Here is a 9,005-nt window from a genome sequence, read left to right as displayed (position 1 = left end):
CCTTACAGCGCCTTTTCAAAGATGTTGCGGCCGGACATTACGTTGATGCCGCCCGAGACCGGGATCACCGCGCCGGTGACATAGGCCCCGCCCCGCCCGCAAAGGAACAGCATGCAACCGGCGATATCCTCGTCCCGGCCGACCCGGCCCAGCGGCACGTCGCTGCCGACCTTGGCGCGTTTCTCCTCGTCAGCGGTGGCAAAGGCCGTCATCCGCGACACGAAAGGCCCCGGCGCCAAGGCGTTGACCGTCACCGCATAGGGCGACAGTTCCTTGGCCATGATCTTGGTCAGGTGGATCACCGCCGCCTTGGAGGCCGCATAGCTATAGGCGCCGTCGCCCATCGGCACCTCGCCCATGACCGAGCCGACGTTGACCACGCGAGCAGGGTCATCGATGGTGCCGCTTTTCATCAGCATCGGCAACAGCTTCTGGGTCAGGTCAAAGACACCGGCCACATTGACGGACATCACCTTTTCCCAGGCCTCATGCGGGAACTGACCCATCGGCGCGCCCCAGGTGACGCCTGAATTGTTCATCAGGATATCAAGGGTTTCGGTGCGGCTCTTCACCTCGGCGACCAGCGCGTCGATGCCATCCTTGCTGCCCACGTCGCCCGCGAACCCCTCGGCGCTGCCCGGGGCATCCAGCGCGTTCAACTCGGCAGCGACCGCTTCACAGGCCTCACCCTTGCGCGAGGCGATCAGCACGCGCGCGCCCGCTCGTACCAGCGCCTCGGCTGCCATGCGCCCGATGCCGGTGGCGCCGCCGGTAACCAGCGCAGTCTTGCCATGCAGCGAAAACAAAATCTCAGGTGTCATGATAAATCCTTAAAATCCGCGCGCTTGCGCAACGATGTTTGCGTGATATCCGTAATCGCCCAGCCATTCGGCCCCGACGCGGGCGCGTTTCATGTAGAAGCCCATGTCGAATGCGTCGGTCATCCCGATGCCGCCATGCATCTGCACCCCTTCCTGCACCGCACGCTGTGCGGTGTCGGTGGCGCGCGCCTTGGCCAGCGACACGGCCAGCGCCGCGTTCTCGGGGTCTTCGTCCAGCATCCGGCCCGCGTTCAGGATGGCCGAGGCGGTCACCTCGCATTCACACCACAGATGCGCGGCGCGATGTTGCAGCGCCTGAAACGCGCCAATCGGCACCCCGAACTGCTTGCGTTCCTTGAGATATTCGACGGTCATGCCAAAGGCGCCAGCGGCCAGCCCGGCCATCTCGGCCGCCAGCGCCGCCTGACCGGCCCGCAGCGCGGGGGCCAGAACGGTCATCGCGTCATCGACCTGGCCCAGCACATCCTCGCCCGTTGCCGCCACATCGGAGAATTCGATCCGCGCCGCGTCGCGGCTGTCGATCATCGCCTGTCCCTCGCGGGTGATGCCGTCGCGGTCAGCGGGCAGGTCGAACAGGGTCAGCCCCGCATCGGTCCGCGCCAGCACCAGCAAGCGGTCGGCATTGGCCCCGTCCACCACAAACCGTTTTTCGCCGTTCAGGCGGAACCCGTTGCCATCGGCCCGCGCCTGCATCTGCGTTGCCTCGGGCGCGAATTTGGCGCCCTCATCAATCGCCAGCGCATAGGTGACCTCGCCGCTGGCGATCCGGGCCAGCGCCTCGGCCGCACGCGCGTCCGAGACCTGCCGCAGCGCGGTTGCCGCAATCACCGCGGTCGAGAGAAAGGGAGAGGCAACCAAGGTCTTGCCCATCTCGCCCGCCAGCGCGCAGGCGGCGGCGTGACCCATATCGCTGCCCCCGGCCTCTTCGGGCACCAGCACCCCGGCCCAGCCCATGGCGGCCATTTCCGACCAGAGCACCCGGTCCTGCGTCTGCCCCGCGTCCCGCAGCCCGCGCAGATGCGCCACCGGGGCTGCCTGATCCAGGAAGCCGCGCGCGGCATCGGCCAGCATGACCTCTTCTTCTGTACGTACCAGTTTTGCCATCTGCCCTACCCCGGAAGCCCAAGAACACGTTTGGAAATGATCGACAGCATCACCTCGGAGGTGCCGCCCTCGATCGAGTTGGCCTTGGTCCTCAGCCAGTTGGGCGCGCGCCCATCCCCCCAGACCAGCGCGTCAGAGCCGCCCGCCGCCATCACCAGTTCCAGATTGCGCTTGTTCAGCTCGGTTCCCATGTATTTCAGCATGGCCGAGGCATCGCCCGCGCCCTGCCCGGCCTCGGCCTGATCCTTGTAGCGCTCCAGTGTCAGCGCCACGGCCAGCCCGTCGACCTCCGCCCGCATCGCATCGGCGCGCAGCACCGTGTCGGTGCTGCCGCTGTCGGCCAGTACCGCCCCCAGCGCCCGGCCCGAGCCCATGGTGCCGCCAGCGGCCGAGATCATCTCGCGCTCATGCGTCAGCAGGTATTTGGCGACGTCCCAGCCGCGATTGACCTCGCCCACAACCTGTTCGCGCGGCACCTCGACATTGTCAAAGAAGGTCTCGCAAAACGGCGAGGCGCCCGAGATCAGCTTGATGGGCCGCGTGGTCACGCCCGGGCTGGTCATGTCGAGCAGGATGAAGGAGATCCCCTTGTGCTTGGGCGCCTCGCGGTCGGTGCGCAGCAGCGCAAAGATCCAGTCGGCCTGATCGGCGTAAGAGGTCCAGATCTTCTGCCCGTTGACCAGCCAGTGATCGCCCTTGTCCTCGGCCCGGCTTTGCACATTTGCCAGATCGGACCCGGCGCCCGGCTCGGAATACCCCTGACACCAGCGGATTTCACCGCGCGCGATGGGCGGCAGGTAATGCAGCTTCTGCTCATGCGTGCCGAAATGCAAAAGCGCCGGTCCCAGCATCCAGATGCCAAAGCTTTGCAGCGGATAGCGCGCGTTCAGGCGGCGCATTTCCTGGTGGAACACCTTCTCCTGATCGCGGTTCAGCCCGGCGCCGCCGTATTCGACGGGCCAGGTCGGCACCGTATACCCCTTGCTGACGCAACGTTGCAGCCAGGTACGCTGGGCTTCTGACGTAAAGTTCCAGTTCTTTCCGCCCCAACAGATGCTAGCTTCGTCATTGCGGCCATCGCGCATGTCTGCGGGGCAATTCGCCTCCAGCCAGCTGCGCAGCTCGTCGCGGAAGGCGGCCAGCGCCCCATCCTCTTCGGCCATGTCTCCTCCCCATATACCGATATCTGTTTTGCAGAGCAGAATTGCATTTCGATATCCGGTTGACAACCAAGGGGGCGGGCCAAAGACTTGACGTCAAATCGCGGTACGCACGCGTCCGCAACAGGGAGAAAGACCGATATGAAAGCCATGCTGAGCACCGCCGCGGGCGGCCCCGAAACGCTGGAGTTGACCGAACTGCCGGACCCTACACCCGGCAAGGGAGAGCTGCTGGTACGGGTGCATGCGGCGGGGGTGAACTTTCCCGACACGCTGATAATCCGCGACCTCTACCAGATGAAACCGCCCCGCCCCTTTGCCCCCGGCGGCGAGATCGCCGGAGAGGTTCTGGCCGTGGGCGAAGGTGTCAGCGGCTATGCGCCCGGTGACCGGGTGCTGGCACTCACCGGTCATGGCGGCTTTGCCACCCATCTGACGGTCAAGGCCAATGTCGCGGTCAAGATCCCCGACGCCATGCCCTATGACGAGGCTGCCTGTTTCATCTTCACCTATGGCACCTCGCATCACGCGCTCAAGGACCGCGCGGCGCTGCAACCGGGCGAGACGCTGCTGATCCTGGGCGCCGCCGGGGGCGTTGGCGCCGCCGCGATCGAGCTGGGCAAGGCCGCTGGCGCGCGAGTCATCGCCGCCGTCTCATCGCAGGAGAAGGCCGAGTTCTGCCGCCAGATCGGCGCCGACGAGACTCTGATCTATCCGCGCGAACTGGACCGCGACGGGCAAAAGGCGCTGTCGGCCGAGATCAAGAAACTCGCCGGGGGTGACGGGGTCAATGTGGTCTATGACGCGGTGGGCGGCGCCTATGCCGAACCCTGCCTGCGCGCGATGGCCTGGCAGGGGCGCTATCTGGTCGTCGGGTTCCCGGCGGGCATCCCCAGCATCCCGCTGAACCTGACCCTGCTCAAGGGCTGTCAGATCGTCGGCGTGTTCTGGGGGGCCTCGGTGTTCCGTGACCCCAAGGGCCATGCGGAAAACGTGGCCGACCTGTTCCGCCTCTATGCCGAGGGCCGGATCAAGCCGCAGGTCTGCGCGCGTTTCCCGCTGGATCAGGCGGGCGCGGCGCTTGAGATGATGCAGGACCGCAAGGTGCTGGGCAAAGTGGTGATTACACCCTGACCGGGTCTAAGACAGATGCGCCACATCGTTGAACCCCCGCACAACCATCCGCTCGCCCAGGATCACCAACCGGCTAATCGAGCCATTGGCCGCCCCGTGAAAGGCAAAGGGTTCGGACCCGCAGGCCATCGCCATGGCGGCACCGATGACGCCGCCATGGACAAAGGCGGCGACCCGCTGGTCAGGATGACGTGCCGCGATACGCAGCAAACCGGCCCGCACCCGCGCGTGCAATTGGGCTGTGGTTTCGGCGCCCGGGATCTCACCCCATTCCTGCCTCTCCTTGGCGCGAATGAAGGCCGGATCGTCATTGGCGGCGCGGATGCGGTATTCGCCCCGGTCCCAGTCGCCCAGAAACACCTCGCGCAGGTCGGGTTCCACCTGCGGCGCCAACCCCAGATGCGCGACCAGCGGCGCGGCGGTCTGGTGGGTACGGCGCAAAGTGGTGACATAGATCGCCGCAAGCGGTTCATTCTTCAACCGCGCGCCCACCGCGCGGGCCTGGGCCTCGCCCTCGGGATGAAGCGCCGGATCGCCCTGTCCGTTCACATGCGCAAACGGCTCGCCCGGACGGGCGGGCTGGCTTTCGCCATGACGGATCAACAACAGATCGACCGCCCCGGCGGGCGGCGCATAGACGGTTTGACGGTATTCCCGGGTCATCGGATCCTCGCAGGCTTTACTGCGCGCATCCTGTCCCGGACCGGGGAAACGATGCAATGACCCAAAACGAGATCGACACCGGATCGAAGCTGCTCTTGTGCAACCTCGCCGATGGCGTGGCCACCCTGACGCTGAACAATCCCGAGCGGCGCAACGCGCTGTCGGGTGACCTGCCCCAGGCATTGGGCCGTATGCTGGCCCTGCTCGACGACGACCCTCGCGCCCGCGTGCTGGTTCTGACCGGCGCGGGCGGCGCCTTTTGCGCAGGCGGCGATATCTCCAGCATGGGCGCGGCGCTGGGGGATGGCGCGCAGCCCGACCCCGATGCCATGACCCGGCGGCTGAGACAGGCGCAAGACGATATCGCACTGCGCCTCGCCCGGCTGAGCAAGCCCAGCATCGCCGCCCTGCCCGGTGCCGCCGCCGGGGCGGGCATGTCGCTGGCGCTGGCCTGCGACCTGCGTATCAGCGGGCAGAGCGGCTATTTGCTGCCCGCCTTTGGCGGTATCGGTCTGTCGGGCGATTTCGGCGGCAGCTGGCTGCTGACCCGGCTGATCGGCCCCGCCCGCGCCAAGGAGGTTTATTTCACCAACCGCCGTATCATGTCTGACGAGGCGCAGGCGCTGGGTCTCGTGAACCGGGTGGTCGCGGATGCGGATGTTTTGGGCGAGACGCAGGCGCTGGCCGCCCAGATCGCGGGCCATGCCCCGATGGCGCTGCGCTACATGAAGGAAAACATCGACCGCGCCGGCGATACCGATCTGCGCCAGGCGCTGGATATCGAGGCCGACCGCATGATCCGCACCCTGCTCAGCGACGACCACCGCGAAGGCGCCCGCGCCTTTGCCGAGAAACGCAAGCCCGCGTTCGGCGGGCGCTGAGACCACATGGAAAGGACCGCCACCATGACGCCGCTTGAACAGGCTCTTCACCAGGAACAGGCCAGGATCGGCCAGGATATCGGCCACTCGGACTGGATCACCGTCGATCAGGCGATGATCGACCGCTTTGCCGAAGTGACGATGGATGACCAGTGGATCCATGTTGACCCCGCCCGCGCAGCCGCCGAGACCCCGTTTGGCGGCACCATCGCACATGGATTCCTGACCCTCTCTCTGGGCAGCCGCTTTGTCTATGACGTGCTGACCCCCCTGCCGGGACAGGCGATGGGGATCAACTACGGCTTTGACAAGCTGCGGTTTCTGGCCCCGGTGCCCGCCGGCGCACGGCTGCGCGGGCATTTCCGCCTGCTTGAGGCACGTCCGCGGAGCGCCACCGAACTGCTGCGCAAATACGCGCTCTCGGTCGAGATCGAAGGCAGCGAGACCCCGGCCCTGGCCGCCGAATGGCTGACCCTCAGCCTGTTCGAACAGGCGTTGCCCAAAGCCAACTGATCCAAGGAAAATTCCGCGCTGTCACTGGTTTGGGTGACTGCAAGGTGGACAGTTCGGCCTATTCCTGTCTAAGAGATTCCTGAATGGGGATTTAATGTGATGAACAGTATTCTGGTCTTGCACGGCCCGAATCTCAATTTGCTGGGCACCCGGCAACCCGAGGTTTACGGCACAACAACGCTGGAGATGGTCAACAGCGCCTGTGTCGCGCATGGCCAGTCTCGCGGCCTGTCGGTTGTCTGCCTGCAATCGAACCACGAGGGTGCGCTGGTCGATGCCATCCACGCGGCAAAAGGGGTGCATGTCGGGATCGTTCTGAATGCCGGCGCCTATACCCATACCTCGATCGCGCTGCGCGACGCGCTTTCTTCGGTCGAACTGCCGGTGGTCGAGGTGCATCTGTCCAACATCCACGCGCGAGAGTCGTTCCGCCACGTTTCGCATATCGCGCCGGTCGCTCTGGGCCAGATCTGCGGTTTCGGCGCCCAAGGATATCTTCTAGCGCTCGACGCGCTTGCGGAACACTTAGCGGCTAGGAATGCGTAATGAAGTTGCGCGCCTATCTGGAAAAACTCAGCTATGTCCGAACGCTGGAAGAGCTGTGGGATGGGCATACTCGCCAGATGGCGGAATACGGGTTTGACCGGCTGCTCTATGGGTACACCAACTATCGCACGGCCACCTCGCTGGGCGATCCCGAGGACTTCGTGATCCTCACCAATCACGACCAATCCTATATCGACGGATTCCTAAGTGAGGGACTCTATTTCCATGCCCCTATGCTGCATTGGGCGCTGGAAAACGAGGGCGCGGGCAGTTGGCGGATGATCTCGGACATGCTGAACAGCGAAACGATGACACCGCAAGAGCGGCGCGTCTACGCGTTCAATGCCGAGCACGAGGTGACCGCCGGCTACACGATCAGCTTCACCTCGGTCTCTGCCCGGACCAAGGGTGCTATCTCGCTCTGTGCCCGCAAGGGGATGAACCAGGAAGAGGTCGATACACTCTGGCAAGAGCATGGCCAAGACATCCTGTTGATGAACAATGTCGCCCATCTCAAGATCATGACTTTGCCCTATGTCGCGCCGAACCGGTCGCTGACCCGGCGCCAACGCGAGGCGCTGCAATGGGTGGGTGACGGCAAGACCACTCAGGACATCGCGATCCTGATGGGTCTGACGACGGCCACGGTGGAAAAGCACCTGCGTTTGGCGCGCGAGGCGTTGTCGGTCGAAACCACGGCACAAGCTGTGCTGAAGGCCGCGCTGCACAATCAGATGTTCATCATGGAGGCTTAGGGCCAACGTGAAGAATCTATAACTAACAATTCATTCTAAGCCATTTCTTTTGATCGCCTCGCAGTGCGACCTATGTGTTTTCCAGTCGCCGCAAAACTCACTGCGTCGACGTGACCGTCCTGGAGCTTACCTTAGGTAAGGAATCCCCGACTTTCGATCTGAGACTACATCCTACATTATACTCTTGTTCCGTGAGTGGTGGCTTTGGCCTGGGAACTTCGGGAAAAGACCCTTGCAATACCAAGGCTCTCTGACCTGTCCGGCGTTGTTGGCCTATTGATCGGTTTCAACGCCGGAGAACATGAGGGACCCCTACCATCCCCATCATCTGGGGTCCCTCACCTCATACAAGGGCGATATCGGCACGAACCGGTATCGCCCTTTCGTCTGTAAGACCCAGGGTCCTGTCAATTTTGATGGCATAGCCATAAACAAAAACCGGCCGCGCGAAAGTCGCGCGACCGGTTGACTTGAAGCTTCCGGCAAAACGCCGGTTGGAAACAGGATCAGCCCTGTGCGGCCTTTGCGACCTCGGCGGCGAAATCCTCTTTCTCGACCACGATGCCCTCGCCCACTTCGAGACGAACAAAGCCGGTGATTTCGGCTCCGGCCTCGGCAGCGGCGGCGCCGACGGTCACGTCGGGGTTCACCACGAACTGCTGGCTCAGCAGGGTCGATTCGGCGACGAATTTCTTCATCCGGCCTTCGATCATCTTTTCGATCACCGCTTCGGGCTTGCCGGATTCGCGGGCGATATCCATCTGCACCTGCTTTTCCTTCTCGACCACGGCCGGGTCCAGCTCGGCTTCGCTCAGCGCGGCGGGGTTCACGGCTGCGATATGCATCGCGACCTGCTTGCCCAGTGCCTCGTCGCCACCTTTCATTGCGACCAGAACGCCGATCTTGCCCATGCCGGCGGTGGCGGCGTTGTGCACATAGGTCACAACGGTTTCGCCTTCGATCTTGGCCAGGCGGCGCACCGACATGTTCTCGCCGATGGTGGCGATCTTGTCGGTCAGGGTGTCGGCCACGTTCTTGCCACCCAGATCGGCGGCCAGCAGCGCGTCGACATCGTCAACGGCCAGAGCGGCCGATGCGATCTTGCCGACCATGTCCTGGAATTCGCCGTTCTTGGCAACGAAGTCGGTTTCCGAGTTCACCTCGACCGCGACACCCTTGCCACCGTCGACGACAACGGCGACCAGACCTTCGGCGGCGGTGCGGCCCGATTTCTTGGCGGCTTTCGCCAGGCCCTTGGTGCGCAGCCAGTCAACGGCGGCTTCCATGTCGCCATCGGTTTCGGTCAGCGCCTTCTTGGCGTCCATCATGCCGGCGCCGGTTGCGTCGCGCAGTTCCTTAACGAGTGCTGCTGTGATTGCCATCTTGGCTCTCCTCAATTCAAAACGG

Annotated in this window: 10 protein-coding genes; 5 read left to right on the top strand and 5 right to left on the bottom strand. The window is 64.1% G+C overall.

Annotated elements, in window-relative coordinates; translation table 11 throughout:
* Positions 1-2: 2 nt before the first annotated feature.
* The 3 genes from AC2FNY_RS01565 to AC2FNY_RS01555 are packed head-to-tail and all read right to left on the bottom strand — an operon-like array spanning position 3 to position 3,109.
* Positions 3-821: an SDR family NAD(P)-dependent oxidoreductase gene (locus tag AC2FNY_RS01565; protein WP_496801426.1), complete on the bottom strand. Its 819-nt coding sequence runs from the start codon at positions 819-821 to the stop codon at positions 3-5.
* Positions 822-830: 9 nt separating this feature from the next.
* Complete coding sequence (locus AC2FNY_RS01560; protein WP_496801425.1) at positions 831-1,946, bottom strand: acyl-CoA dehydrogenase family protein; 1,116 nt, start codon at positions 1,944-1,946, stop codon at positions 831-833.
* Positions 1,947-1,951: 5 nt separating this feature from the next.
* The gene (locus AC2FNY_RS01555) at positions 1,952-3,109 is read right to left on the bottom strand and encodes an acyl-CoA dehydrogenase family protein (RefSeq protein WP_496801424.1); all 1,158 of its coding nucleotides are present in this window, start codon (positions 3,107-3,109) and stop codon (positions 1,952-1,954) included.
* Positions 3,110-3,247: 138 nt separating this feature from the next.
* Between AC2FNY_RS01555 and AC2FNY_RS01550 the strand changes: the two genes are divergently transcribed.
* Positions 3,248-4,240, top strand: a complete 993-nt coding sequence (locus AC2FNY_RS01550) for an NADPH:quinone oxidoreductase family protein (protein ID WP_496801423.1) — start codon at positions 3,248-3,250, stop codon at positions 4,238-4,240.
* A gap of 6 nt (positions 4,241-4,246) precedes the next feature.
* Here the strand turns inward: AC2FNY_RS01550 and AC2FNY_RS01545 are convergent, their stop codons facing one another.
* On the bottom strand, positions 4,247-4,903 hold the full coding sequence (locus tag AC2FNY_RS01545) for a histidine phosphatase family protein (RefSeq protein ID WP_238903762.1): 657 nt from the start codon (positions 4,901-4,903) through the stop codon (positions 4,247-4,249).
* A gap of 56 nt (positions 4,904-4,959) precedes the next feature.
* Between AC2FNY_RS01545 and AC2FNY_RS01540 the strand changes: the two genes are divergently transcribed.
* The 4 genes from AC2FNY_RS01540 (at position 4,960) to AC2FNY_RS01525 (ending at position 7,598) form a co-directional block, all read left to right on the top strand.
* Positions 4,960-5,784, top strand: coding sequence for an enoyl-CoA hydratase (locus AC2FNY_RS01540; RefSeq protein WP_496801422.1), 825 nt, complete (start codon positions 4,960-4,962; stop codon positions 5,782-5,784).
* Between the two features lie 6 nt (positions 5,785-5,790).
* Entirely contained in the window at positions 5,791-6,297 is a 507-nt protein-coding gene (locus AC2FNY_RS01535) for a MaoC family dehydratase (RefSeq protein ID WP_496801421.1), read from the top strand.
* Positions 6,298-6,396: 99 nt separating this feature from the next.
* Positions 6,397-6,843, top strand: a complete 447-nt coding sequence (aroQ, locus tag AC2FNY_RS01530; protein ID WP_234136742.1) for a type II 3-dehydroquinate dehydratase — start codon at positions 6,397-6,399, stop codon at positions 6,841-6,843.
* A complete protein-coding gene (locus tag AC2FNY_RS01525) occupies positions 6,843-7,598 on the top strand; it encodes an autoinducer binding domain-containing protein (RefSeq protein WP_234162567.1) in 756 nt (251 codons plus the stop codon). Before aroQ ends, AC2FNY_RS01525 begins: the two co-directional genes overlap by 1 nt.
* 506 nt (positions 7,599-8,104) lie before the next feature.
* Here the strand turns inward: AC2FNY_RS01525 and tsf are convergent.
* Entirely contained in the window at positions 8,105-8,980 is an 876-nt protein-coding gene (gene tsf, locus AC2FNY_RS01520) for a translation elongation factor Ts (RefSeq protein WP_234144218.1), read from the bottom strand.
* Between the last annotated feature and the right edge of the window lie 25 nt (positions 8,981-9,005).

It is taken from the genome of Ruegeria sp. BHSC223, assembly GCF_059613025.1.
This window is presented reverse-complemented; position numbering and strand designations above follow the sequence as displayed.

Excerpts from the sequence above, each read along its gene's own strand:
- AC2FNY_RS01565 (WP_496801426.1), bottom strand. The coding sequence starts at position 821 with ATGACACCTGAGATTTTGTTTTCGCTGCATGGCAAGACTGCGCTGGTT.
- AC2FNY_RS01560 (WP_496801425.1), bottom strand. The coding sequence starts at position 1,946 with ATGGCAAAACTGGTACGTACAGAAGAAGAGGTCATGCTGGCCGATGCC.
- AC2FNY_RS01555 (WP_496801424.1), bottom strand. The coding sequence starts at position 3,109 with ATGGCCGAAGAGGATGGGGCGCTGGCCGCCTTCCGCGACGAGCTGCGC.
- AC2FNY_RS01550 (WP_496801423.1), top strand. The coding sequence starts at position 3,248 with ATGAAAGCCATGCTGAGCACCGCCGCGGGCGGCCCCGAAACGCTGGAG.
- AC2FNY_RS01545 (WP_238903762.1), bottom strand. The coding sequence starts at position 4,903 with ATGACCCGGGAATACCGTCAAACCGTCTATGCGCCGCCCGCCGGGGCG.
- AC2FNY_RS01540 (WP_496801422.1), top strand. The coding sequence starts at position 4,960 with ATGACCCAAAACGAGATCGACACCGGATCGAAGCTGCTCTTGTGCAAC.
- AC2FNY_RS01535 (WP_496801421.1), top strand. The coding sequence starts at position 5,791 with ATGGAAAGGACCGCCACCATGACGCCGCTTGAACAGGCTCTTCACCAG.
- aroQ (WP_234136742.1), top strand. The coding sequence starts at position 6,397 with ATGAACAGTATTCTGGTCTTGCACGGCCCGAATCTCAATTTGCTGGGC.
- AC2FNY_RS01525 (WP_234162567.1), top strand. The coding sequence starts at position 6,843 with ATGAAGTTGCGCGCCTATCTGGAAAAACTCAGCTATGTCCGAACGCTG.
- tsf (WP_234144218.1), bottom strand. The coding sequence starts at position 8,980 with ATGGCAATCACAGCAGCACTCGTTAAGGAACTGCGCGACGCAACCGGC.